This window comes from Nocardia sp. NPDC059691, assembly GCF_042733915.1.
GTDB classification, from domain to species: Bacteria; Actinomycetota; Actinomycetes; order Mycobacteriales; family Mycobacteriaceae; genus Nocardia; species Nocardia sichangensis.
The window spans coordinates 171,092-194,917 of record NZ_JBHWFB010000016.1 but is presented as its reverse complement, the minus strand read 5'-3'; the positions used below and the strand labels follow the sequence as shown (position 1 = coordinate 194,917).

At 68.6% G+C, this 23,826-nt stretch carries 23 protein-coding genes; 13 read left to right on the top strand and 10 right to left on the bottom strand.

Annotated features, from left to right (window positions below):
* Position 1: 1 nt before the first annotated feature.
* Genes ACFV2O_RS30715 through ACFV2O_RS30705 form a run of 3 tightly spaced genes read right to left on the bottom strand, consistent with a single transcriptional unit; the run spans position 2 to position 2,699 of the window.
* Positions 2-703 (bottom strand): ferritin-like fold-containing protein, encoded by a 702-nt coding sequence (locus ACFV2O_RS30715; RefSeq protein ID WP_379254957.1) that lies wholly within the window; start codon positions 701-703, stop codon positions 2-4.
* Positions 704-730: 27 nt separating this feature from the next.
* Complete coding sequence (locus ACFV2O_RS30710; RefSeq protein WP_379254955.1) at positions 731-1,786, bottom strand: alpha/beta hydrolase; 1,056 nt, start codon at positions 1,784-1,786, stop codon at positions 731-733.
* A 55-nt stretch (positions 1,787-1,841) separates the two neighbouring features.
* Complete coding sequence (locus ACFV2O_RS30705; protein ID WP_379254953.1) at positions 1,842-2,699, bottom strand: hypothetical protein; 858 nt, start codon at positions 2,697-2,699, stop codon at positions 1,842-1,844.
* Positions 2,700-3,107: 408 nt separating this feature from the next.
* Here ACFV2O_RS30705 and ACFV2O_RS30700 point away from each other — a divergent pair, with 408 nt between their 5' ends.
* The 5 genes from ACFV2O_RS30700 (at position 3,108) to ACFV2O_RS30680 (ending at position 8,262) form a co-directional block, all read left to right on the top strand.
* Positions 3,108-4,859, top strand: a complete 1,752-nt coding sequence (locus ACFV2O_RS30700) for a DEAD/DEAH box helicase (RefSeq protein ID WP_379254977.1) — start codon at positions 3,108-3,110, stop codon at positions 4,857-4,859.
* A 27-nt stretch (positions 4,860-4,886) separates the two neighbouring features.
* Entirely contained in the window at positions 4,887-6,113 is a 1,227-nt protein-coding gene (locus ACFV2O_RS30695) for a hypothetical protein (protein WP_379254951.1), read from the top strand.
* 279 nt (positions 6,114-6,392) lie between these two features.
* Positions 6,393-6,998 (top strand): acid phosphatase, encoded by a 606-nt coding sequence (locus ACFV2O_RS30690; protein ID WP_379254949.1) that lies wholly within the window; start codon positions 6,393-6,395, stop codon positions 6,996-6,998.
* Positions 6,999-7,075: 77 nt separating this feature from the next.
* A complete protein-coding gene (locus ACFV2O_RS30685; protein WP_379254975.1) occupies positions 7,076-7,549 on the top strand; it encodes a GNAT family N-acetyltransferase in 474 nt (157 codons plus the stop codon).
* 5 nt (positions 7,550-7,554) lie between these two features.
* Complete coding sequence (locus tag ACFV2O_RS30680) at positions 7,555-8,262, top strand: endonuclease V (protein WP_379254948.1); 708 nt, start codon at positions 7,555-7,557, stop codon at positions 8,260-8,262.
* Here the strand turns inward: ACFV2O_RS30680 and ACFV2O_RS30675 are convergent.
* Positions 8,241-8,660: a hypothetical protein gene (locus tag ACFV2O_RS30675; protein ID WP_039800324.1), complete on the bottom strand. Its 420-nt coding sequence runs from the start codon at positions 8,658-8,660 to the stop codon at positions 8,241-8,243. The genes ACFV2O_RS30680 and ACFV2O_RS30675 overlap by 22 nt on opposite strands.
* 193 nt (positions 8,661-8,853) lie before the next feature.
* Here ACFV2O_RS30675 and ACFV2O_RS30670 point away from each other — a divergent pair, with 193 nt between their 5' ends.
* Together ACFV2O_RS30670 and ACFV2O_RS30665 are read left to right on the top strand one after the other, a co-directional pair.
* The gene (locus ACFV2O_RS30670) at positions 8,854-9,798 is read left to right on the top strand and encodes a diacylglycerol/lipid kinase family protein (RefSeq protein ID WP_379254946.1); all 945 of its coding nucleotides are present in this window, start codon (positions 8,854-8,856) and stop codon (positions 9,796-9,798) included.
* A gap of 256 nt (positions 9,799-10,054) precedes the next feature.
* Complete coding sequence (locus tag ACFV2O_RS30665; protein ID WP_011211115.1) at positions 10,055-10,309, top strand: WhiB family transcriptional regulator; 255 nt, start codon at positions 10,055-10,057, stop codon at positions 10,307-10,309.
* 527 nt (positions 10,310-10,836) lie between these two features.
* On the opposite strand, the gene ACFV2O_RS30660 is transcribed toward ACFV2O_RS30665, so the two are convergent.
* Positions 10,837-12,351: a sensor histidine kinase gene (locus ACFV2O_RS30660; protein ID WP_379254944.1), complete on the bottom strand. Its 1,515-nt coding sequence runs from the start codon at positions 12,349-12,351 to the stop codon at positions 10,837-10,839.
* Positions 12,352-12,373: 22 nt separating this feature from the next.
* The gene (locus ACFV2O_RS30655; protein WP_355077100.1) at positions 12,374-12,589 is read right to left on the bottom strand and encodes a biotin/lipoyl-binding carrier protein; all 216 of its coding nucleotides are present in this window, start codon (positions 12,587-12,589) and stop codon (positions 12,374-12,376) included.
* Positions 12,590-12,679: 90 nt separating this feature from the next.
* Here ACFV2O_RS30655 and ACFV2O_RS30650 point away from each other — a divergent pair, with 90 nt between their 5' ends.
* Positions 12,680-12,754 (top strand): 50S ribosomal protein bL37, encoded by a 75-nt coding sequence (locus ACFV2O_RS30650; RefSeq protein WP_022597109.1) that lies wholly within the window; start codon positions 12,680-12,682, stop codon positions 12,752-12,754.
* Positions 12,755-12,852: 98 nt separating this feature from the next.
* Here the strand turns inward: ACFV2O_RS30650 and rsrA are convergent, their stop codons facing one another.
* Together rsrA and ACFV2O_RS30640 are read right to left on the bottom strand one after the other, a co-directional pair.
* Positions 12,853-13,119, bottom strand: coding sequence for a mycothiol system anti-sigma-R factor (gene rsrA, locus ACFV2O_RS30645; protein ID WP_355077366.1), 267 nt, complete (start codon positions 13,117-13,119; stop codon positions 12,853-12,855).
* A gap of 20 nt (positions 13,120-13,139) precedes the next feature.
* Positions 13,140-13,772 carry a sigma-70 family RNA polymerase sigma factor gene (locus ACFV2O_RS30640; RefSeq protein ID WP_051021205.1) on the bottom strand — a complete coding sequence of 211 codons (633 nt, stop codon included), beginning with the start codon at positions 13,770-13,772 and terminating at the stop codon, positions 13,140-13,142.
* A gap of 296 nt (positions 13,773-14,068) precedes the next feature.
* On the opposite strand from ACFV2O_RS30640, the gene ybaK reads away from it, so the two are divergent.
* Both ybaK and ACFV2O_RS30630 read left to right on the top strand, forming a co-directional pair.
* A complete protein-coding gene (ybaK, locus tag ACFV2O_RS30635; RefSeq protein WP_379254942.1) occupies positions 14,069-14,563 on the top strand; it encodes a Cys-tRNA(Pro) deacylase in 495 nt (164 codons plus the stop codon).
* A 72-nt stretch (positions 14,564-14,635) separates the two neighbouring features.
* Complete coding sequence (locus tag ACFV2O_RS30630) at positions 14,636-14,935, top strand: hypothetical protein (RefSeq protein WP_379254941.1); 300 nt, start codon at positions 14,636-14,638, stop codon at positions 14,933-14,935.
* A gap of 328 nt (positions 14,936-15,263) precedes the next feature.
* On the opposite strand, the gene ACFV2O_RS30625 is transcribed toward ACFV2O_RS30630, so the two are convergent.
* Entirely contained in the window at positions 15,264-16,049 is a 786-nt protein-coding gene (locus tag ACFV2O_RS30625) for an SOS response-associated peptidase (protein ID WP_379254939.1), read from the bottom strand.
* Positions 16,050-16,214: 165 nt separating this feature from the next.
* Between ACFV2O_RS30625 and ACFV2O_RS30620 the strand changes: the two genes are divergently transcribed.
* From ACFV2O_RS30620 to rsgA, 3 genes are all read left to right on the top strand, one after another.
* Complete coding sequence (locus tag ACFV2O_RS30620; RefSeq protein WP_355077108.1) at positions 16,215-17,723, top strand: aldehyde dehydrogenase family protein; 1,509 nt, start codon at positions 16,215-16,217, stop codon at positions 17,721-17,723.
* A 405-nt stretch (positions 17,724-18,128) separates the two neighbouring features.
* A complete protein-coding gene (gene aroA, locus ACFV2O_RS30615) occupies positions 18,129-19,421 on the top strand; it encodes a 3-phosphoshikimate 1-carboxyvinyltransferase (protein ID WP_379254938.1) in 1,293 nt (430 codons plus the stop codon).
* A gap of 116 nt (positions 19,422-19,537) precedes the next feature.
* The gene (gene rsgA / locus ACFV2O_RS30610) at positions 19,538-20,419 is read left to right on the top strand and encodes a ribosome small subunit-dependent GTPase A (RefSeq protein WP_379254937.1); all 882 of its coding nucleotides are present in this window, start codon (positions 19,538-19,540) and stop codon (positions 20,417-20,419) included.
* A gap of 277 nt (positions 20,420-20,696) precedes the next feature.
* Here rsgA and secA read toward each other — a convergent pair whose 3' ends face one another.
* Positions 20,697-23,561: a preprotein translocase subunit SecA gene (secA, locus tag ACFV2O_RS30605; protein WP_379254935.1), complete on the bottom strand. Its 2,865-nt coding sequence runs from the start codon at positions 23,559-23,561 to the stop codon at positions 20,697-20,699.
* Positions 23,562-23,826 lie beyond the last annotated feature (265 nt).

The following is a 23,826-nucleotide window of genomic DNA, read 5'->3' as shown; positions in this document are numbered from 1 at the left end:
CTCAGATGCCGAGGACCGCCATGCGCTCGGCGTGGCTGTCCTGCATCCGCTCGAACAGCGCCGCGATGCCGTTGAGATCGCCGGTGGCGGTGAGCACCAGATCCGTGAGTTCGTCGCGCTGCGCCATGACGAACTGCGCCTGGGTGATCGCCTCACCGAGCAGCCGCCTGCCCCACAGCGTGAGCCGGTCGCGCTCGGAGCGGCTCTCGGTGACCGCCCGGCGCACCTCCTCGACGACGAACTCGGAATGCCTGGTCTCGGCGAGCACATCGCGGACCACCGCGGCGACGTCGGGGGTCAGCGCGCCCGCGATCTCGGTGTAGAAGTCCGCGGCGATGCCGTCACCGACGTAGAACTTCACCATCGACTCGAGCCACGTCGACGGGTCGGTGGACGCGTGGTAGTCGTCCAGCGCGCGCACGAACGGCGCCATCGCGTCGAAGACGCCGGCGCCGCGCGCGGCCAGCGCGGACTCCAGCGTCTTGAAATGCTCCATCTCGGCCGCGGCCATCTTCGCGACCGCCACCTTGCCCCGCAGCGACGGCGACAGCTTGGCCTCCTCGGCCAGCCGGTAGAACGCGGATATCTCGCCGTAGGCGAGCACCGCGAACAGGTCGGTCACGCCGGGATGGCTCGCGGGGATGGAAAGGCTTGCTGGGTCGGTCGACGAAACACCTAACGCGGCAGGTGACTGTGCTCCCATGCGCCCCAGCGTAATACTCACCGCGACTCAGGAGGTCTCGGCAAGGAACTTCTCGAGGTAACTCCATGTCGTGTCACGTGCGGTCGGCGCGGCCAGGATGCCGAGGTGGCTGCCGGGCGCGGTCTCGTAACGGACCATGGCCGCTCCCGTGAGCAGGGGCACGCCTCCCTCGACGGCGGGAGCCGGGGTGATCACGTCGGACGGCCCACCGACGAGCAGCACCGGCGCGGTCACGTTCGCCAGCTCGATCCGGCGCTCGCCGAGCCGGACGACACCGCGACCGATGTCGTTGTTCAGGATGAACCGGCCCCACAGCTGACCGTAGAAGCGCCCCGGATATCCGGGCATCTCGGCCATGAACCGATCGATCGTCTCCATCTTCGCCAGCGCCTCGGTACGCGCGATATTGCTCGCGACGAACCATGGCCGGGTCAGCTCACGATCCCAGGCGGTGACCTTGTAGCCGATTCGAGTCAGTGTCGCAGGAACGCCACCGGCCGCGCGGATGACGGTAGAGGTGCCGCGGCCACCGGTGAGTTTCGCGACCGCGCGCAGCTGCGGCACGCCGGTCATCCGGTCGTAGTCCAGCGGCGAGCCGACGGCCGTGACGGACCGGATGGGCAGTTCGGCGTGCGCCGCGGCGGTCAGCAATGCCAGCGTGCCGCCGAGCGACCAGCCCACCAGATCCACCGCGCGCCCGTCGCGGTCGGCGCTGGTCCGCAGCACCGCCTCGGGCAGGATGTCGTCGATCCAGTCCTCGAAGCCCATGCGCCGGTCGGCGAAGGTGATCTCGCCGTAGTCGACGACGTAGGGGCTGCGGCCGATCTCCAGCAGGAAGCGCGCCAGGCTCTGGTCGGGCCGCAGATCGAAACAGGTGGCGGGCGCGGCGAGCGGCGGGACCAGCAGGACGGCCGAATCCGCTTCCGCCGCATCCCCCTCCGCGCGCTCGAACCGCCGCAGCTGCCGATGCGGCTGGTCCCACAGGATCGTCGCGGGGGTCGGGTCCGGCGCCTCGATGCCGGAGCCGAAGGTCAGCGCCCAGGCGTTGCGCGCGGCGATGGTGACAGTGTCGGCAAGGCTCACAGCGAAGAGAGTCTCACATCTCGGTACCGCCGGTAACAGGCAACTGCCCGCCGCGCTACCGCGGCCCCATGCCGACGGGGTTGAGCGGCGGAACCACCGACTCCTGCACGCTGCGCACCAGCGGCGCGAGCGAGGTGGCCAGCTCGGTGATCGCGTCGGCCGACAACACCGCGAGCGCACCGGTCCACGCCGCTTCGTCGGTCTCGGCCTCTACCGCGGCCAGCAGTTCCGCGCCGCTGCCGGTGAGAGTCGGAGTGACCGGCTCCCCCGCGACCAGCCCACGGGCCCGCAGCTCGTCGAAAGCGTCCGCCCATTCCGCCTCCGACATCCCGCGCGCGGGCCGCATCACCGATTCGGGCGCCTTTCCCGCGGCCACCTGCACGACCAGCGCATGGCGTCCGCTGAGACCGTGCGTGACCAGGGCCGCGACATGGCCGTCGCCGCGATGCTCACGCAGGGAGGTGGCCAGCTGCCACAGCGCGGCCACCGGGTCGGCGGGCAGCGGCAAGGCCGCGTTCGCGGCGAACAGCGCCCGCCCCGTCGGATCGGCGGCAAGCTGCACCGGCGCCAGCAGCTCGACCGCGCGAGCCGACACCGCGTCACCCGCGCCGACGCCGCGCAGCAGACCGGTGGCCAGCTCGAGCCGAGCGGCCAGGCAGCGCTGCGGCGTCGCACGCTCCCACGCCTCCGGCAGCGCGCGACGCACCATGCCGGGGTGGAAACCGGCGAAAGCCGCCTGCACGGTAGCGGGCGTCACCGCGCCCAGCGGCGCCGCGCGGAAAGCGAAGTAGGTCTGCCAGTAGCCGCGCAATCCGATCCCGACGCCCGCCTCCTTGACGCCGGTGCCGAAATAGACGACATCGTGTAGCGGTTCGAGCGTCGCCCAGATTTGCCGCGCCGGATGAATTCCCATGTGGCGCAGCGTACGTGGGCGCCCTGCGCGGCGAAAGCGCGCTGCGGGTCCGGAGCATTTTCGATAGCGCGCCGTGGTGGCAATTCGAACGCGGCACAATATCACGCTACAATCGCGGCGGACAACGGAAAGTTTCGCTCGACAGAGTCGCCGGACGTCGCGCTCACGCACACCGCGGGGACGCCGCTGCGACTGCCGACCGGTTTCGAGTGCGAAGTTTTCGTTGGACAGGAAAATGTGCGCGCACCAATCCGCGTCACCAGTGCGCCGCGCCGATGTTTTGCGAGGTAGCCGCCGCTTTTGTGGCAGGCGCCCGGCATCCGGAGCGTGGCCGGGTGAAGTATCGCCTGCGGAGTCGTGGTCGTCGTGGACCGCCCGGTCCGCCCCACCTCGTGCGCGCGGGACGTGATTACGAGGAAGGCACGAACCCTGAGCAAGATCACAGTCGATCAGGAACCAGGTCTGGCGGAGACCCTGTTGACGGCCGAACTGGACGCAACGCATACCGCCCCGACTTTCGCCGAATTGGGCGTGCGCGCGGAAATCGTCCGCGCACTCGGCGAGATCGGAATCGAACGTACTTTCGCCATTCAAGAACTGACCCTCCCGCTGGCGCTCGCGGGAGAAGATCTCATCGGTCAGGCCCGCACCGGCATGGGTAAAACCTTCGGATTCGGCGTGCCGCTGCTGCACCGGATCGCCACCGCGGAATCCGGCACGACGCCGCTGGACGGCACGCCGCGCGCGCTGGTCATCGTGCCGACGCGCGAGCTGTGCATCCAGGTCACCCAGGACCTGGAGAACGCGAGCAAGTACCTGACCAACCACCAGGGGCCGCTGCGCGTGGCGTCGATCTACGGCGGCCGCCCCTACGAGGCGCAGATCGCGGCGCTGCGCGCGGGCGTCGACGTGGTGGTCGGCACGCCGGGCCGACTACTGGACCTCGCCGACCAGCAGCACCTGATCCTCGGCAAGATCGGCGTGCTGGTGCTGGACGAGGCCGACGAGATGCTCGACCTGGGCTTCCTCCCGGATATCGAGCGCATTCTCGGCATGGTCCCGGACAAGCGCCAGACCATGCTGTTCTCCGCGACCATGCCCGGGCCGATCATCACCCTGGCGCGCACCTTCCTGACCCGGCCGACGCACATCCGGGCCGAGGAGCCGCACGACTCGGCGGTGCACGACCGCACCGCGCAGTTCGTCTACCGCGCGCACGCCCTGGACAAGGGGGAGTTGATCGCGCGGATCCTGCAGGCCGAGAGCCGCGGCGCGACGATGATCTTCACGCGCACCAAGCGCACGGCGCAGAAGGTGGCCGACGAACTGGCCGAGCGCGGGTTCGCGGTCGGCGCGGTGCACGGCGACCTGGGGCAGATCGCCCGGGAGAAGGCGCTGACCAAGTTCCGCAAGGGCACCATCGACGTGCTGGTGGCGACCGACGTCGCGGCGCGCGGCATCGATATCGATGACGTCACGCACGTCATCAACTACCAGTGCCCGGAGGACGAGAAAACCTACGTGCACCGGATCGGGCGCACCGGCCGCGCCGGGCGCACCGGCGTCGCGGTGACGCTGATCGACTGGGACGAGCTCAACCGCTGGTCGGCGATCGACGGCGCGCTCGGCCTCGGCATCCCCGAGCCGGTCGAGACCTACTCGCGCTCGCCGCACCTGTACACCGACCTCGGCATTCCCGAGGGCATCACCGGTGTGATCCGCAAGCCGAAGCCGGAACGCGACCCGGACGCGGTGGTGGTCGAACGCCAGGCCCGCGCCCCGCGCAAGCGCAACCGCAAGCGCACCCGCGGCGGTAAGCCGATCGACGGCGCACCGAACGTCACCGATTCGGCCGACACCGACTCCGCCGTGGACGACGAGGTCATCGACACGGAGCAGGAAGCCCCCGAGGCCGACGCGGCCGACAAGCCCGCCCGCCGCAGGCGCAGGCGGCGCAAGGCGACCGGCGACACCGCCGACAGCGCCGCCACCGACGAGTCGAGCCCAGAGGCCTCGGACGACCACGGCGCCGCCGAGGGGACCGACACGACCGACCGTCCCGCTCGCCGCAGGCGCAGGCGGCGTCGGTCGAGCGAAGGAGACGTCGCGGCGGAGGACGCCGGGAGCGCGGCCGAGCCCGCGGCCGCCGCGTCGGCCTGACCGCCCGGATCGGCTAGTCTCGCATTCGTGCTCGCACCCGAGCGGCGGACGCGCGCCGATATCATCTCCGCAGTCGCGATCGCGGTTCTCGTCGTGATCGCGGCAGCCGTGGTGTGGGTGCGCGGCGACGCGCACGGCACCGAATCGGTGACCGCGTCGTCCACGGTGCCGACCCCGGTCGCGGCCGATCAGCTGCCGACCGCGCTGCGTGAGGTGTGGCACGCGCCCGACCGTGCGATCACGCGGGCGCTGGTGTCCGGCGGAGTCGCGGTGACCGGCGACGACGACACGGTCACCGGCCGCGACCCACGCACCGGCGATCAACTCTGGAAGTACCGGCGGGACTTGCCGCTGTGCGGGGTCGAGGGCCAGTACGGCATGGTGATCGCGGTCTACCGCGACGAGCGCGGCTGCAGCCAGGCCACCATGCTGGCCGGCGACAGCGGCGCCCGCCGCACCGCGCGCAGCAGCTACATGGACCGGGAGGTGCGGCTGTCGGCCGACGGCACCTACCTGCTGGCGCAGGGGCCGCAGCGACTGGAGATGTGGCGTTCGGATCTGGTGCGCACCGTGGAGTACGGCTTCGTCGACGCCCCGGTGAACGTCAGGACGCAGCCGCGCAAAGGGTGCACGCTGCTGTCGTCGGGTTCCAGTCCGTCTCGGCTCGCCGTGCTGGAACGCTGCCCCACCGACCCGGCCGAGCGGCTGACGGTGCTCAACCCGGCTCCCAAAGACAACACGGTGCCGGAGGAGTTCGGCTCGCACGTATTGACCGGTCCCGGGTCGGATTCCACGGAAGCACGGGTGCTCGCGGTCTCCGACAACCGCATCGTGCTCTACTTCCCCGCCGCGACCGGCGCCGAGCCGGTACCGCCTCGCTTGGCCGTCTATGACGGGAACGGCAACGCCGTTGTGGTGCATCAGCTTTCGGCACCGCTGAGCCAGACGGCCACGACCACGCGCATCGGATCGGCCTATCTGGTCTTCACCGGGAACAGCGTGATCGCTTTGAACGGCAGCACTTTCGACCCGCTGTGGACCGCGGGCGGCACGCTCGGGTCGCCCGCGCTGATGGCGGGCAAACTGCTGCTGCCGACCACCGGCGCGCTCGCCGTCCTCGATCCGGCCACGGGAACCGAAACCGGTCGGATTCCGGTGGACCGGCCCGGCTATACCGGAAACCCGATCTCGCTCACCGTGATCGGGAGCACCGTGCTGGAACTGCGCGACGGAGAATTGCACGCCTTCGGCTGAGGCACGCGGCGAATCTATTGGTGCCGCCGAGCTCCGACGTCACCATCGAGCTGAAATCGACCACCTGCCGGTGCACGGCGCGGAAGGCCGACTACGACGAGCTCGCAATGGGTGACCACGAGCGATCCGTTGCTCGCGAACTACCAGGCCGAGGTCTGGCGGCCGGTGCCGCTGACAGTGCTCGAGATCGAGCGGCCGACAGGATCGTAGTCCGCTTCGTCACCGTCGCGGGGAGACCACAGTGCCGCTCCATGATCAACGGTGGACCATCATGGAGGCATGTCCGCACTCGACGATGCCCGCGTTGTGCTGCTTCGGCACGGCGAGACCAGCTGGTCAACACAGCGGCGGCACACCGGCCGCACCGATCTCCCGCTCACCGAGCGCGGCGAAGAACAGGCCAGGACGGCAGGCGAGTTGCTCGCCACGCTGAAATTGCGGAATCCGTTGGTGCGCACCAGCCCCCGACTACGGGCGATGCACACCGCGGAGCTGGCCGGGCTCACCGGCGCCGTGGTCGACGACGACCTCGCCGAATGGGACTACGGCGCCTACGAGGGATTGACCACCCCGCAGATCCGCGAGTCCGCGCCCGGATGGACCATCTGGACCGGCCCGGTCCCGGACGGTGAGACCGCACAGCAGGTGCGCGAGCGCGCCGACCGAGTGCTGGCCGACGTGGCGCCCGCGCTGCCGGAGCGGGATATCGTGCTGGTGGGGCACGGCCACTTCTCCCGCGCGCTGATCGCCCGCTGGGCCGAATTCGACGTCCGGGAGGGCCGCCGATTCGCCATGTCGACCGGCGCGCTGACCGTGCTCGGCTACGAACACGACGCGCGCACGATTCGCACGCACAACCTGGTACACAACGGAGCGTCACTGTGACCCGACCTGCCACCGACCCCACCGCCGTCGACCTCGGCGCCGTCGACCTCGGCGCCGTCGACCTCGGCGCCGCCGTCCTGCGCCGCGCCGTCCCGTCCGACGTGCCGGGCCTGGTCGACCTCATCTACGACCTCGCCGATTACGAGAAGGCACGGCACGAGTGCACGGTCACCGCCGAGCAGCTGCGCTCCGCGCTGTTCGGCGCGGAACCGAAGGTGTTCGCGCACGTGGTGGCGGACGAGTCGAGGCTGCTCGGCTGCGCCATCTGGTTCCTCAACTTCTCCACCTGGGACGGCGTGCACGGCATCTACCTGGAGGACCTCTACGTCCGGCCGGAGACCAGGGGCAAGGGCTACGGCAAGGCCCTGCTCACAGCCCTGGCGAAGGAAGCGGTCGAGCACGGCTACAGCCGCGTCTCCTGGGCAGTGCTGACCTGGAACAAGCCCTCGATCGACTTCTACGAATCGATCGGCGCCGTAGCCCAGGACGAATGGCTGGGCTATCGGCTGGCCGGCGACGCGCTCGGCAAGCTGGCCGCCGACGCGCGGTAGCGCGGATGTCCTGGTTCCCCCCGCTCGATCTCGCGTCCTGGCCCACCACTGCCGAATCGGCCATGGCCCTGCAGGACGAATTGCGGCCGCTGGTCACTCCGGTCACCCCGCCCGGTACCCGATTCCGCACGATGGCCGGACTCGACTCGGCCTACGACGACACCGGCGCCGTGGCCACGGCCGTCGTCGTCTTGGCGGCGGACACCCTGCGACCGGTCGCCTCCGCGGTCGCGCACGGCGTCGCCGATTTCCCGTACGTGCCCAGCCTGCTGGCTTTCCGGGAGATCCCGGCCACCCTCGCCGCGCTCGAAAAGCTCGACAGCGCACCGGATCTGCTGGTCTGCGACGGCCAGGGACTCGCCCATCCGCGCCGCTTCGGCCTCGCCTGCCATCTCGGACTGCTCACCGGCGTGCCGACGATCGGCGTGGCGAAGACGGTGTGGGGCGATTACGCCGAACCGGGCCCGCAACGCGGCGCGGCCACCGACATCACCATCGACGGAGCGGTGGTGGGACGGGCGTTGCGCACCAGAACCGGCGTCAAGCCGGTGTTCGTCTCCGTGGGGCACCGCATCGACCTCGACACCGCCTGCGCACAGGTGCTGGCACTGACCCCGCGCTACCGGCTACCGGAGACCACCCGGCACGCCGACCACCTCTGCCGCGCGGCGCTGCGCACGGCCACCGGGAACTATTCCGGTTCGACGCCGTAGTCCTGCGCCATCCAGCGGGTGGACGGCGGCGCGAACAGCAGCACCAGCGCGGCGACCGCGACCACCCCGAGCACCGTGCCGTAGACCGGCTGATGCGAGTCGGTGAGCAGCGACCAGGTGACCGGGAGCAACAGCAGCTGCGCGATGACGGCGATGGCGCGACCCCAGCGTTTCCCCAGCAGGAGCCCGATGCCTGCGGCCAGCACCGCCCCGCCGAGGATGCCGAACCAGGCCGCCGTGCCGTAGCCGCTGGTCGCGGACTGGTCGTGCCCGAGCAGTCCCCGCACCACCAGCACGATCGCGAAGCCGACGGCGACGACGCCTTCGAGCGTCACCAATCCACCGGCCGCCCGCACCGTCGTCGGCGCCGTTCCCGCGGCCGCGCTCTTGTCGCTCACGATCGCGCCTCGCTCGGCTCCGTCGTGCGCCGCAGCGCACGGTGTCCTCGCTTTCCTTGCTGACGCTCGTTCACGCGGCAAGCCTACGACCCCGCTGGTCCGCGTCATCGTCCTGGCGTATGCCGGGCAACGGCATCCGGCGCATCGCTCGCCGCTTTTCCAGGGCCGGTCGGCCGCCAACTAGGCTGCCATCGTGCGGACGCTGCTGATCGTGAACCCGAATGCCACCTCGACCACACCGGCGACCCGGGACCTACTCGCGCACGCGTTGGAGAGCCGCACTCAGCTGACCGTTGCGCATACCCAGCATCGCGGCCACGCCGCGGAACTGGCCCAATGGGCAGCCACGAACGAGATGGACCTGATCGTCGTGCACGGTGGCGATGGGACGGTCAACGAGACCGTCAACGGCTTCCTGCCGCTGCCCGTCCTCGACGACGGTCAAGCGTGGTTGCCACGCCTGGGCGTGATCCCGGGCGGCTCGGCCAACGTCTTCGCCAGGGCGCTCGGCATCTCCCCCGACCCGGTGACCGCGACCAACCAGCTCATCGACCTGCTCACGCTGGACGCCGATCGCCGGATCGGTCTCGGGCTGGCCGACGACCGCTGGTTCTGCTTCAGCGCAGGCGTCGGACTCGACGCCGACGTCTGCGAGGCGATCGACGCGAGCCGCGCCCGCGGCCGCGCCGCCACTCCGGCACGCTATGTTCGAACAACAGTGCGACAATTCTTCCGGGCAAAGCGCAAGGAACCCGGCGTTCGGGTCGAAATTCCCGGCCGGGAGCCCGTGGACGAGGTGCATTACGCCTTCGTTACCAACACCACACCGTGGACATATCTGAATGCCACGCCGGTGCACACCAACCCCGGCACCCGGTTCGAAACGGGCCTCGGAGTGTTTGCGGTGCGCTCCATGGCCGTCCTCCCGACGCTCCTGCTCGCGCGCCAGCTCCTGGCGGCCAACGGGAATCCCAAGTCCCGCAATTTATTTCGCGAAGACGACGTTCCCGCCGTACGAATCGAGTCCAAAGAACCGATCGGCCTGCAAATCGATGGCGACTTCATCGGGAAGCGCAACGTGGTGGATTTCACTGCCGTGCCCGATGTCCTGGCCGTCGTCGCGCCGAGACCGCGCTGAGCGGCGAAACACCGGGAAAAACATCGCGGTTAGTGCTGCGAAATCCCGATAGAGCGAGTACAAAGGACCGGGCAGGCTTCCCCACAGCGGGGGCCTTCAGAGCGTGAGCTTCCCCACGGTGCACCGCGTGCCTATTGACATCTACGGTGTTCGTGAAAGCATTCACAAGCAACCGTGCGGAAACATTCGAGTCGCACAAGTGAACGAACCACAAACCATCGGCGCCCTGCGCGGCGCCCAGCAAAGGAGCAGAGGAATGGACTGGCGCCACAAGGCCATCTGTCGCGATGAGGACCCCGAGCTGTTTTTCCCCGTGGGTAACAGTGGTCCGGCGCTCGCGCAGATTGCCGATGCCAAGCTGGTCTGCGCTCGCTGCCCCGTAACCGCCGACTGCCTGTCCTGGGCCCTGAAGTCCGGACAAGACGCCGGCGTGTGGGGTGGTATGAGCGAGGACGAGCGCCGCGCGCTCAAGCGTCGCAACGCGCGCACCCGCACCCGCACCGTCGTCTGATCTCCAGACGACCGGCCTTACCGGGCCATTCAGCCCGGCCCGGTAACGCATTTCAGCCCGGCACCCAAAGGTGCCGGGCTGTGTTGTTTTTGCACGCTCGTCCGCGAACTGGAAATGACCGGTCTCGCTTCGCGACGAATCCGGAAGCCGACCAATGCGGTTCGCCAGACGGCAATATCGGCAGCGCGGATCAGAGCGCGGCGCGGGCCGCGGTTCGACTCGCGGACGAGCGGAACTTGTGGGAAAGTGGTTGGTTTCCAAGCGGGTTGGGACGGTCGCGAATCAGTGCGACACCTCGCATTCCACTCGTTGCGGACATTCGGGAAGTAACCGTGCCGCAAGCCGCACACCGCGTCCGAGAATGGCCTTTCCGCGACATCCGAGCAACAGCGCGCAGCGGGCACGACCGATAGCGCGGGCGACGGATCCGGCACCGCCCGCTCCCGGCTATCGAAACTACGGCGCTGCCCGGCACGACTTGACGCGATGATCAACGCGAGCCGCAGCTCACGGCCCGAACGCACTGGTCAGCGGCCGGAACGTCGGCCCAGCGGAACGCGAAGGACGGCATCGGTACCGATGTCGGCGCCGGGGTGCAGGCCGATGGAGCCGCCGAGTTCGGCGGTCACCAAGGTGCGGACGATCTGGAGGCCGAGCCGATCGGAGGATTCCAGGCTGAACCCGGGCGGCAGACCGCGGCCGTCATCGCTGATGATCACGTCGAGCCAGCGGGCCGAACGCTCGGAACGGATTGTCACCGTGCCGTTTTCGCCCGAGTCGAAGGCATGCTCGATGGCGTTCTGCACCAGTTCGGTGAGCACCATCACCAAGGGGGTGGCGCGTTCGGCGGAGAAGACGCCGAGCGAACCGGCGCGGCGCACCTTGATGCGCGTGGTGTGCACCGTGGCCACGTCGGCCATGATCGGCAGCAGCCGGTCCACGACCTCGTCGAGATCGACCTCTTCGTCCACCGACATCGACAGCATCTCGTGCACCGAGGCGATGGAGGTGACCCTGCGCACCGATTCGGTGAGCGCGACCTGCGCCTCCTCGTTCTCGGTGCGGCGAGCCTGCAGGCGCAGCAGCGCGGCGACGGTCTGCAAGTTGTTCTTGACCCGGTGGTGGATCTCCCGGATGGTGGCGTCCTTGCTCAGCAGCGCGCGATCGCGCCGCTTGACCTCGGTGACGTCGCGGACGAGCACCGCGGCGCCGGCCAGCTCACCGTGCGGGCGCAACACGAGGGTGCGCAGCAGCACGGTGGCTCCGCGCGCCTCCACCTCCATCCGGCGTCCGGTCCGCCCGGCCAGGGCGGCTTGGATGTCGCCGACCACTTCCTGGGCATCGAACGGGTCGGTGATCAGCGAACGGGTGGTGACGGCGAGATCCTGGCCTGCCAAGTCGGCCTGCAAACCCATCCGGTGGTAGGCCGACAGCGCGTTCGGGCTGGCGTAGACGACGATGCCCTCGGTGTCGAGCCGGATGAATCCGTCCCCCGCGCGCGGGCTGGAATGGGTGGCCGCGCGATCCTCGGTGGTCGGGAAGGTGCCGTCGGCGATCATCTGGCACAGATCGTCCGCGCACGCCACGTAGGCGCTCTCCAGCTGACTGCGCACCCGGGAGCGTTGCCGATCGGTGTCCCTGCTCAGCACCGCGATCACGTCGTCGCCGCAGCGCACCGGTATGGCCTCGCGGACCGCGGGCACCGGATGCGGGTGATAGACGCCGGAGGCCTCGACCTCGCTGTCGGCTCGTACGGTCTCGCCGGTGAGCAGCGCCTCGAACACCTGCGGATGGTCGGTCCGCAGCGCGACCGTGCCCACCAGGTCCTCCTGGTGCACGGTGGGCGCGGTGGTGGGACGGCACTGCGCGACGCAGACGATGTCCGCGCCGTCCGTCACCGGTCCCGCACCGACCCACAGCAGCAGATCGGCGAAGGACAGATCGGACAGCAACTGCCAATCGCCCACCACGCGCTGCAGATGATCCACGGCGACGCCGGGTAGGTCGGTGTGCTCGGCCAGCAGCTCGCTCAGTGTCGCCATGCAGATCTACCGCCGCAATCGATCAGGAGATGACCGCGATGAGGTGGCCCGCCTTGATCGCGTCGCCTTCCTTGACACCGATCGAGGTCACCGTGCCACTGGACTCCGCGACCACCGGGATCTCCATTTTCATCGACTCGAGGATCACCAGGGTGTCGCCCTCCTGGACTTCGTCACCTTCCTCGGCGACCACCTGGTAGACGACCGACACCAGCTCGGCGAGTACTTGCTCAGCCATGACACCCCATATCCTCGTTGGCCTGCATCCGCTGACGGTACAGCCAACCACACGTGAAAGAATGGCCTTCAATCAGAAGGGAGACTACTCATGGGTAAGCGCGGACGTAAGAAGCGTAGCCGCAAGGGAAACGCGGCCAACCACGGCAAGCGGCCCAACGCCTGAGCGCTACGCTCGGCCCGCAAGCACGAAGCGGCACGCACTTCCAGCAGGAAGGCGTGCCGCTCGCGTTTCGCGGATCGGCGATCGTACCTCCGCCTTCTTCAGTCGGAGGTCTCGACCGAAGTCTCCGTGGTCACGGTCGTCCGGCGGATCTCGATGGTCAGGCGCTCACGCAGCGACTCGGGTGCGCGATCACCGCCACATTTGCGGCTGAGCAGGCTCTTGACCTTCTCCTCGATGCCGTAGGCCTCGATACACGGACTGCAGTGCTCCATGTGGTGCTGCAATCGTTCCCGAGTCGCGTCGTCGCACTCGCCGTCCAGCATCAGCCACACGTCGGCGAGCACCGCCGTGCAGTCGAGCTCCATGTCGGGGTCCCGCTCGGTACTCACTGCTTGACCTCCTGGCGTTCCCCCGAACGGTTGAATCCACGCTCGCGCGCGACATCGGCGAGCAAACCCTTCAGTTGCTTCCGGCCGCGGTGCAGCCGGGACATCACCGTACCGATGGGAGTGCCCATGATGTCGGCGATTTCCTTGTACGGGAAACCCTCGACGTCGGCGTAGTACACCGCCATGCGGAACTCCTCAGGGAGTTCCTGCAACGCGGCCTTGATGTCGTCGTCCGGTAGCGCGTCCAGCGCCTCGACCTCGGCCGAGCGCAGCCCCTGCGACGTGTGCTCGGCGGTCGCCGCCAGCTGCCAGTCGGTGATCTCGTCGGTCGGATACTGCGCGGGCTGGCGCTGCTTCTTGCGGTAGGAGTTGATGTAGGTGTTGGTCAGGATCCGGTACAGCCAGGCACGCAGATTGGTGCCCTCCCGGAACGACTTGAAGCCCTGGTAGGCCTTCACGTAGGTCTCCTGGACTAGGTCCTCGGCATCCGCCGGGTTCCTGGTCATGCGCAGCGCGGCGCCGTAGAGCTGGTCGAGCAGCGGGAGCGCGTCCCGTTCGAACCGCTGCGCCAGCTCGGCATCGTCGACGGCGGCGACATCGTCGGCCGCCACGTCATCGTCGCTCGTCACACCTGTCCCTTCGATCGCCGTACCTGCCAAATCTACCGGCATCGGCACATCGAAGGAGAATCCGCCGTCGGTCGGGGACACGTCGGTCCCTACCGGGCGGTCATCGAGCAGCACGGGCACAGGCATCTCCTTCACGTCTCCATAGGGCCTGCTCACGCGGTGGAAATCATTCCGAGCGCGGTGTACCGGCTACAACATGCGCGACGCGTCCGGTGTTCCCACCGCCACCGGCTCCCGGCGAATTCGCAGGAAATCCCGTTGCGGGCAGGGTCACAGCCGCCGTTAGGGTTTGGCCCATGGCAGCAGGCTCGACTCCCGCGATCCGCGCGTTGACCCAGGCGAAGGTGTCCCATCGCGTGCACGCCTACAAGCACGATCCGCGCTCCGACTCCTACGGCACCGAGGCGGTCGACGCGCTGGGCGCCGAACTCGGGGTCGCGGCCGAGCAGATCTTCAAGACCCTGGTCATCGAATTGGCCACCGGCGCGCTCGCGGTGGCCGTGCTTCCGGTGCCGAACACGTTGTCGCTCAAAGCCGCGGCGGCGGCGCTGGGCGCGTCGAAGGCGAGCATGGCGGACAAGACGCGAGCGGAGAAGACGACCGGATACGTCCTCGGCGGCATCTCCCCGCTCGGTCAGCGCAAACGGCTGCCCACCGTGGTCGACGACTCGGCGTTGGCCTGGGACCGGATGCTGTGCAGCGCCGGACGGCGCGGACTGGAGATCGAGCTCGCGCCCGCCGACCTGATCCGGCTGACCGCCGCGGTGACCGCGCCCGTGACATCCGCGTAATTCCGCCACGATCGCCGCGATCTGTGCGTTACTGAACTGGCCAGATAGACCCGACTCGAGGATGTGATGCGAATGTCTACGCAGCAGCGTGTGCGCACCGTGATCGTCGCGTTGTTCGGAGCTCTCGTCTTGGCTCTCGGTTCGGTAACGCTCCTCGCCCCCGAGGCAGCCGCCGCGCCGGACAGCCCGCAGATCACGCAGGTCAGCGATTCCGTGTTCGACTTCGGCGGTCAGGGTTCGAAGAGCGACGACAAGTCCGGGAAAGCCGAGAAGCTCAGCGGCAATGTCACCACCAAGCTGATCGACTTGGTCGCCGGAATCATCAAGTGCGGCTTGAATATCGCTTCACCCAGCGTCAAGTGCAGTCTGTGATTTTTGCAGCGCCTTCGGCGCTGCGTGTTCGCGGCCCCTTTATGGCTCGTGTCCGAGTGACCGCCGCTTGCTCCTTCGTCGCCTACGCGGCGGCCACTCGGACACGAGCCGGGCCGCGAACGCGGCAGCCGCTCGGACGCGTTGAGCCGACTGCGGACGAGCCACGGCCGCCATCACCAGGGCGCAGCAAGCCATTCCGTTGCCGGACCCGGGCGCTCGTTCGTGGTGGAGATTCAAGCGGTGCGGATGTCCGATTGCACGCCGATCCAGCACGGCACGCCCCATGTGCCTGCGGCGGCGCGGGATCCGGCGGTGGGGTAGCCGGCGCTCACAGCAAGGTGATCTGCTCTGCTTCCTTTTCCTTTTGATCGTCCACCGGGGCGAGCAGTTCGGGGCCGTTGTTGCGGACGCTGTTGACCAGGGATGGGACCGGGCGGGGCACGATGGCGGCGACCGTCTCCTCGGACGGCGTCTCCAGCAGGCTCGCCGGGGCCGGGTGATCCGGGTCCAGCCACGCGTCCCAGTGTTCCCGTGGCATGGGCAGCGGCATCCGGTCGTGGATGCGGGTGAGGTCGCCGACCGCGTCGGTGGTGAGGATGGTGCACGACAGCAGCGGTCGGCTCTCCGGTTGCGACCGGTCGCGCCAGACCGACCACAGGCCTGCCATGTAGAGACGGGAACCGTCCGCGTTGGCCATGTAGTAGGGATGCTTGGCGGCTTTGCCTTTCTCGCCGTTCGGCTCGACGACCCACTCGTACCAGCCGTCCATCGGCACCAGGCAGCGCCGGGACTTCACCGCGTCACGGAAGGACGGCGTGGTGGCGGCCTTGTCGGCGCGGGCGTTGAACAGCGGTTTGCCTTTGACCGGTACACCGGGCTCGGCCGCTTTGGTCCATACCGGGATCAGGCCCCAGCGCATGCGCCGGATACGCAGTTTCGGGTCGTCGTCTTCGTGGTCTCGGTCGTGCCGCTCGACCACGGTGAGCACCTGCGTCGTCGGAGCGACGTTGTAATTGGTGAACGAGCTCTCGTCGGCCGCGCCGGTCTCGTCGAGCGCATCCAACTCCACCGCGAGCCTGCCGGGATTGGTCGTGGTCGCATATCGTCCGCACATATCCCGATAGTCCCACTCGCCACCGACAGCGTCGGGGACAATTGGTGCATAGCTGGTGACCTGTTGAGAGTTGTGGCATAGCATTCTCTCATCGGAGGACGGGCTGCCCGTCCACTCGGACATGCGCATCGACCGTCGACCGCAGACGGCAAGAGGAGAACCACTGTGACATCCACCGACACCAAACCGGCCGATCACGACACGGCACTGACGTCGGTCAATCCGGCGACAGGCGAGGTGATCGGCACGCACGTCATCGCCGACGACGCCGCGGTGGCCGCCGCGGTCGCCAAGGCTCGCGCAGCGGCCGCCACCTGGGGCGCGCTGAGTTTCGATGAGCGGCGCACGCATCTGCTGCGCTGGTCGAGCAAGCTGGTGCAGAAATCGGAGGAATTCTGCGCCCTGATCCACGCGGAGAACGGCAAGCCGCTCGACGACGCCTTCCTGGAATTGATGCTCGCGCTCGAGCACATCTCCTGGGCGGCCAAGAACGCCAAGAAGGTGCTCGGCCCCAAGCGGGTCTCCCCTGGCGCGCTGATGTCGAACTTCAGCGCCCGGCTCGAGCAGCGCCCGCTCGGCGTCGTCGGCGTGATCGGCCCGTGGAACTACCCGGTCTACACACCGAACGGTTCCATCGCCTACGCGCTGGCCGCGGGCAACACCGTCGTGTTCAAGCCGAGCGAGTACTCCACCGGCATCGGCAATTTCCTCGCCGACGCTTTCGCCGAAGCCAATCGTGAACTGCCCGAGGGCGTGTTCAGCACGATCAACGGGTATGGCGCCACGGGTGCGGCGCTGGTCCGCTCGGACGTCGACAAAATCGCGTTCACCGGCTCCACCGCCACGGGTAAGCGGATCATGGCCGCCGCCGCCGAACGGCTCACCCCCGTGCTGCTGGAATGCGGCGGCAAGGACGCGGTGATCGTCGCCGCCGACGCCGACATCAAGGCCGCGGCGGACGCGGTCGCTTGGGGCGCCACCGCCAACAGCGGTCAGACCTGCGCGGGCGTCGAGCGGGTCTACGTCGACCGCTCGGTGCGCGAGGAGTTCGTCGCGGAGGTCAAGCGCATCCTCACCGACATCAAGCCCGGCTCCGGCGACAAGGCCGCCTACGGCCCGATGACCATGCCGAGCCAGATCGACATCGTGCGCCGTCATATCGACGACGCGCTGAAGAACGGCGGCACCGCGGTGCTCGGCGGCCCCGAGTCGGTCAAGGCGCCGTTCATCGAACCGGTCGTACTGGTCGACGTGGACGAGAACTCCGAGGCGGTGGCCGAGGAGACCTTCGGCCCGACCATCACCATCCGCACCGTCGACGGCGTCGACGAGGCGGTGGAACTGGCCAACAACTCCAAATACGGCCTGTCCTCGGCGGTCTACTCGAAGAAGAACGGCCTGGACATCGCGCGCAGGCTGCGCGTCGGCGCCACCTCGGTGAACTCGGTGCTCGCCTTCGCCGCCATCCCCGGCCTGCCCTTCGGCGGCGTCGGCGATTCCGGCATCGGCCGCATCCACGGCGAACCGGGTCTGCGCGAGTTCACCCGTCCGCACTCGATCGCGGTGCAGCGCTTCACCGTTCCCGGTATGGCGCTGCTGAGCTACAGCCGCACCGACTCCACGATGAAGCTGCTGCGCAAGCTCGTCCCGTTCCTGCACGGACGGCACAAGTAGGAATCCTACGGCACGGGCCGGGCACTCGACCTCGTCGAGCACCCGGCCCGTGCCGTAGGTGACACCCGCCGATCGGTGCCGGCGAGCCACCAAGCAGCCGCGAACACCAGCACAGCAGGCGACAAAGGAACAAGCGGCAGTCGGACTGAGCCGGTGCCGGGCCACAACAAACGGCATGCACTCGATAGCAAGCTCCGACACCTACGCTCCCAGCGCACCGCAACTCCCGGTTTCGAGCGAAGCGAGACCGAGCATCCGCCCGTTCGCGGCCCGGCTCGCGTGTGCACGGCCGCCGCGTATGCGACGAAGGAGCAAGCGGCGGGCGCGCACACGCGCGCCACAAGAGGGCCGCGAACACCCAGCGCCGCAGGCGCTGGAAAACTAGCACCGTGTGATGATGGACGAGTGAACTTCTGGCCAGCGCCCCATGTCGAGGTCCCCGTACACGCGACCGTGACCCTGCCCGGATCGAAATCGATCACGAACCGGGCGCTCATCCTGGCCGCACTGGCCGACGGTCCGTCCACCATCACCGGTGCGCTGCGCAGCCGGGACACGAACCTGATGATCGCCGCGCTGCGCGCGCTCGGTGCGGGCATCGAGGGCGCGGGCGACACGTTGACCGTCACCCCGGCGCCGTTGGGCGGCGGCACGGTCGACTGCGGGCTCGCCGGCACGGTGATGCGCTTCCTGCCGCCGGTCGCCGCCCTGGCGTCGGGCGATGTCGCGTTCGACGGTGACGAACAGGCCAGGATCCGGCCGCTGCGCACGATCCTGGACGCGCTGCGCTCGCTCGGCGCCGATATCGACGGCGACGCACTGCCGTTTACCGTGCACGGCAAGGGCGCGCTGCGCGGCGGCACCGTGACGATCGACGCGTCCGGGTCGTCGCAGTTCGTCTCGGGCCTGCTGCTGTCGGCCGCGCGCTTCGACGAGGGACTGGTGGTGCACCACGACGGCAAGGCGCTGCCCTCGATGCCGCACATCGAGATGACCGTGGAGATGCTGCGGCGCGCCGACGTGCGGGTGCAGGCGCCCGCGGACAGCTTTAAGGCGCAGACCTGGACCGTGGAGCACGGGCCGATCCGCGCCGTGGACTGGGAGATCGAGCCGGACCTGTCCAACGCCACCCCGTTCCTGGCCGCGGCCGCGATCACGGGCGGCACGGTCAGCATCCCGCACTGGCCGCGGCTGACCACCCAGCCGGGCGACGTCATCCGCGAGATCCTCGTGCGGATGGGCGCGGAAGCGCGGATCTTCGACGGCGTGCTCACCGTGCACGGCCCCGACCGGCTCGCAGGCATCGATATCGACCTGCACGACGTAGGTGAGCTGACGCCCACCGTCGCCGCGCTGGCCGCGCTGGCCGACTCCCCGTCCGTGCTGCGCGGCATCTCCCATCTGCGCGGGCACGAGACCGACCGGCTGGCCGCGCTGTCCACCGAGATCAACCGCCTCGGCGGCAAGGTGACCGAGACCGAGGACGGACTGGAGATCGTGCCCACCGAACTGCACGGCGGCAGGTGGCACTCCTACGCCGATCACCGGATGGCCACGGCGGGAGCCATTCTCGGCCTCCGGGTGCCCGGCGTCGAGATCGAGGACATCGGGACCACGGCCAAGACGCTGCCGAACTTCGTCGCTTTGTGGGAGCAGATGCTCGCGCCCGCGCTATCCGACGAAGGAGCGGCGCACTGAGCCGGGGACGACGATCCGCGTCCAGCTACGACGAATCCGATGTCCGGGTTCGTCCGGGGCGTAGCTCCCGTCCCCGCACCAAGACCCGGCCGCAGCACAGCGACGCCGAGCCGGCCATGGTGGTCTCGGTCGACCGGGGCCGGTGGGGATGTGTGCTCGGCGGCGATCCGGATCGCCGCATCGTCGCGATGCGCGCCCGGGAATTGGGCCGCACTCCGATCGTGGTCGGCGACCAGGTGGACGTGGTCGGCGACCTGTCCGGGCGACCGGATACCCTCGCGCGCATCGTCCGGGTCGCCGACCGCCGGACGGTGCTGCGCCGCACCGCCGACGACACCGATCCGTTCGAGCGCATCGTGGTCGGCAACGCGGAGCGGCTGTTCATCGTGGTCGCGCTCGCCGACCCGCCTCCGCGCACCGGCTTCGTGGAACGCGCCATGGTCGCCGCGTACGCCGGTGGGCTGCAACCGGTTCTGTGCTTGACCAAACACGATCTGGCGGCCGATTCCGAATTCGCCGCCGCTTTCGACGATCTCGACCTCACCATCGTCTACGGCGGCATCGACGATCCGCTCGATCCGGTACTCGATCTGCTCACCGATCACCTCACCGCGCTGATCGGCCACTCCGGCGTGGGCAAGTCCACGCTGGTGAATCGCCTTGTGCCGGAGGCGGAGCGGGCCGTGGGCGAGGTATCCGGGGTGGGCAAGGGCAAGCACACCTCCACCCAATCGGTCGCGCTCCCGCTACCCGGCGGCGGGTGGGTCATCGACACGCCGGGCGTGCGGTCGTTCGGTCTGGCGCACATCACGCCGGACGACGTCATCGCCGCGTTCACCGACCTCGCCGACGCTATCGAGGACTGTCCGCGGGGCTGCACCCATCTCGGTCCGCCCGCCGATCCCGAATGCGCGCTGGATCAATTGCCGGGCAAGGAACACCGGGTGGCGGCCATCCGCCGCCTGCTGGTTGCCCTGAACTCCAACGATCCCTGGTAATCGCCTCGGCAGGCCGTCGAGACTCAGTCGAAAAGCCGACCGATCATCGCGCTCTGCCCACTTTGCAGCACATGCGCGGCGGTCAGCGGAATCCAGAAGCACTCCAACTTCGTCGGCGGGGCCAGGCCGTCGTGGTCCTCCTGACTCGCCCACCGTTCGGGTGTAGTTCGGGGTAACGCGCAGACACGACGGTAAATCCCCCTTGCGAAGACGCTTCGACATACGGAAAACAACGAAGGCGCCCAGGAAACCCTGAGCGCCTTCGTGATTCAGCGGATCAGTGACGGCGGCGCGACTTCGGGCCGCGACGTCCCTTCGCCTCCGCGCGGGCGGCCTCGCGGCGCTCGCGACGGGTGGGCTGCGGCCCACCGTCCACGCCGTACTCCTCGGCGTCGCTGTGTACCGCGGCGCGGCCGCCCTCGTCGGGGCCGGAGTAGCTGAACCCGCGCGGGGCGGTGTCATCGATACCCCTGGCGCGCAGGGCCGCCGGTGCGGCGTGGCCGTTGGCGACCTGAGCCTCCTCGGTGGGCAGCGGGCGCGGAGCGGTCATCGCTCCCACCGGCGAACGAAGCCCCTGGCCGACGGCGACGCCTTCCGGCTGCGGCTGCTGCACCTCGACCTGCAGGTTGAACAGGAAGCCGACCGACTCCTCCTTGAGGCCGTCGAGCATCGCGGTGAACATGTCGAAGCCCTCGCGCTGGTACTCCACCAACGGGTCGCGCTGCGCCATGGCCCGCAGGCCGATGCCCTCCTTGAGGTAGTCCATCTCGTAGAGATGCTCACGCCACTTGCGGTCGAGCACCGACAGCAGCACCTGCCGTTCCAGATTGCGCATGCTGCCCTCGCCCGCCAGGCCGTCGATCTCGGCTTCGCGGCGCTCGTAGGCGTCGTGCGCGTCGTCCAGCAGCGCCTCGAGCAACTCCTCGCGCGTGAGCTCGCCCGCCTCGCCGACCTCGGTCTCGCCGGTCAGGTCCCGGTAGTCCAGGCTCACCGGGTACAGCGTCTTCAGCGCCGTCCACAGCTTCTCCAGATCCCAGTCCTCGACATAGCCCTCGGCGGTGGCGCCGTCCACGTAGGCGGTGATCACATCGGTGATCATGCTCTGGACCTGGCCCTCCATGTCCTCGCCGCGCAGGATCCGATCGCGCTCGCCGTAGATGACGGTGCGCTGCTGGTTCATCACCTCGTCGTACTTGAGGACGTTCTTGCGGATCTCGAAGTTCTGCTGCTCGACCTGCGTCTGCGCGCTCTTGATGGCCTTGGAGACCATCTTCGCCTCGATCGGCACGTCGTCGGGCAGGTTCAGCCGCGTCATGATCGCTTCCAGCGCGGCGCCGTTGAATCGGCGCATCAGCTCGTCGCCCAGCGACAGGTAGAAGCGGGACTCGCCCGGGTCGCCCTGTCGGCCGGAGCGGCCGCGCAGCTGGTTGTCGATGCGGCGCGACTCGTGCCGCTCGGTGCCGAGCACATAGAGGCCGCCCGCCTCGCGCACCAACTCGGCGTCCTCGGCGGTCTGGGCCTTGACCTGGTCCAGGGTGGGCAGCCAGGCGCGCTCGTACTCCTCCGGCGTCTCGACCGGGTCCAGCCCCTGCTTGCGCAGCAGGATGTCGGCGATGATGTCCGGGTTGCCGCCGAGCACGATGTCGGTACCGCGGCCGGCCATGTTCGTCGCGACGGTCACCGCGCCCGGCCGGCCCGCCTCGGCGATGATCTCCGCTTCCTTCTCGTGGAACTTCGCGTTCAGCACGTTGTGCGGAATGCCGCGCTTGGTGAACTGCTTGGACAGGTACTCCGAGCGCTCGACGCTGGTGGTGCCGATCAGCACCGGCTGGCCGTTCTCGTGGCGCTCGGTGACGTCGTCGACCACGGCGGAGAACTTGGCCTCCTCCGTCTTGTAGATCAGGTCGGACTGGTCGGCGCGGATCATCGGCTTGTTGGTCGGGATGGGGACCACGCCGAGGCTGTAGATCTGGTGCAGCTCGGCGGCCTCGGTCTCGGCGGTACCGGTCATGCCGGACAACTTGTCGTAGAGGCGGAAATAGTTCTGCAGGGTGATGGTGGCCAGGGTCTGGTTCTCCGGCTGGATCTCCACCCCTTCCTTGGCCTCGATCGCCTGGTGCATGCCCTCGTTGTAGCGGCGGCCGACCAGGATGCGGCCGGTGAACTCGTCGACGATGATCACCTCGCCGTCGCGGACGATGTAGTCCTTGTCGCGGGTGTAGAGCTCCTTGGCCTTGACGGCGTTGTTCAGGTAGCTCACCAGCGGCGAGTTGGCGGCCTCGTAGAGGTTGTCGATGCCGAGTTGGTCCTCGACGAACTCGACGCCGGCCTCGTGCACGCCGATCGTGCGCTTCTTGATGTCGACCTCGTAGTGCAGGTCCTTCTTCAGCAGCGGCGCGATCCGCGCGAACTCGGCGTACCACTTCGACGAGGCGTCGGCGGGCCCGGAGATGATCAGCGGGGTGCGCGCCTCGTCGATGAGGATGGAGTCGACCTCGTCGACGATGGCGAAGTTGTGCCCGCGCTGCACCAGGTCGTCGAGCGAGTGCGTCATGTTGTCACGCAGGTAGTCGAAGCCGAACTCGTTGTTCGTGCCGTAGGTGATATCGGCGTTGTAGGCCACCCGCCGCTGCGCGGGGCTCATGCCGGACAGGATCACGCCGACCTCGAGGCCGAGGAAGCGGTGCACACGGCCCATCCACTCCGCGTCGCGCTTGGCCAGGTAGTCGTTCACCGTGACGACGTGCACGCCGTCGCCGCTGAGCGCGTTCAGGTAGGCGGGCAGCACACAGGTGAGGGTCTTGCCCTCACCGGTCTTCATCTCGGCGATGTTGCCGGTGTGCAGCGCGGCGCCGCCCATGATCTGCACCTTGTAGTGCTTCTGGCTGAGCACCCGCCAGGACGCCTCCCGCGCGACGGCGAACGCCTCCGCCATCAGCTGGCCGAGCGGATCGGTCTCGCCGTCCTCGACCATCTCGGCGTACCGCTCGCGGAACTCGTCGGTTTTGGCCCGTAGCTCCAGGTCGCTGAGGTCCTCGTACTCCGGTTCGAGGGCGAGGACCTGGTCGGCGAAATGCGAGAGCCGCTTGACAATGCGACCCTCACCAATCCGTAGCAACCTCGTCAGTGTCAGCGCAGGCACGGGTCTCGTCAGTCCTCTGGTCGGTGTGTCAAATCGTGTCGTCGGCCCCCGGGCCGGTGCGGCCCACGCGGTTGCGCGGAATCCGCTGCATGCCCCATGGTAATGGTCTGTTGGATGTGCAGCGCCTGCGGCGCTGCGTGGACCTGCCACGAAGTGGTCGCGCCCGGCTGGAGAAGGTGTCCGCCGGGCGACCCGGATGGTTCGGCCATGCATCCCGGTCCGCCCTGTGATCGAATCGGTTCGCAGAACTCGAGTCGACCAGCGT

What these genes read in the sequence shown, in the direction of transcription:
- ACFV2O_RS30715 (WP_379254957.1), bottom strand. Translation starts at nt 703, where the DNA reads ATGGGAGCACAGTCACCTGCCGCGTTAGGTGTTTCGTCGACCGACCCA.
- ACFV2O_RS30705 (WP_379254953.1), bottom strand. Translation starts at nt 2,699, where the DNA reads ATGGGAATTCATCCGGCGCGGCAAATCTGGGCGACGCTCGAACCGCTA.
- ACFV2O_RS30690 (WP_379254949.1), top strand. Translation starts at nt 6,393, where the DNA reads ATGTCCGCACTCGACGATGCCCGCGTTGTGCTGCTTCGGCACGGCGAG.
- ACFV2O_RS30680 (WP_379254948.1), top strand. Translation starts at nt 7,555, where the DNA reads ATGTCCTGGTTCCCCCCGCTCGATCTCGCGTCCTGGCCCACCACTGCC.
- ACFV2O_RS30665 (WP_011211115.1), top strand. Translation starts at nt 10,055, where the DNA reads ATGGACTGGCGCCACAAGGCCATCTGTCGCGATGAGGACCCCGAGCTG.
- ACFV2O_RS30660 (WP_379254944.1), bottom strand. Translation starts at nt 12,351, where the DNA reads ATGGCGACACTGAGCGAGCTGCTGGCCGAGCACACCGACCTACCCGGC.
- ACFV2O_RS30655 (WP_355077100.1), bottom strand. Translation starts at nt 12,589, where the DNA reads ATGGCTGAGCAAGTACTCGCCGAGCTGGTGTCGGTCGTCTACCAGGTG.
- rsrA (WP_355077366.1), bottom strand. Translation starts at nt 13,119, where the DNA reads ATGGAGCTCGACTGCACGGCGGTGCTCGCCGACGTGTGGCTGATGCTG.
- ybaK (WP_379254942.1), top strand. Translation starts at nt 14,069, where the DNA reads ATGGCAGCAGGCTCGACTCCCGCGATCCGCGCGTTGACCCAGGCGAAG.
- ACFV2O_RS30630 (WP_379254941.1), top strand. Translation starts at nt 14,636, where the DNA reads ATGTCTACGCAGCAGCGTGTGCGCACCGTGATCGTCGCGTTGTTCGGA.
- ACFV2O_RS30625 (WP_379254939.1), bottom strand. Translation starts at nt 16,049, where the DNA reads ATGTGCGGACGATATGCGACCACGACCAATCCCGGCAGGCTCGCGGTG.
- rsgA (WP_379254937.1), top strand. Translation starts at nt 19,538, where the DNA reads ATGGTGGTCTCGGTCGACCGGGGCCGGTGGGGATGTGTGCTCGGCGGC.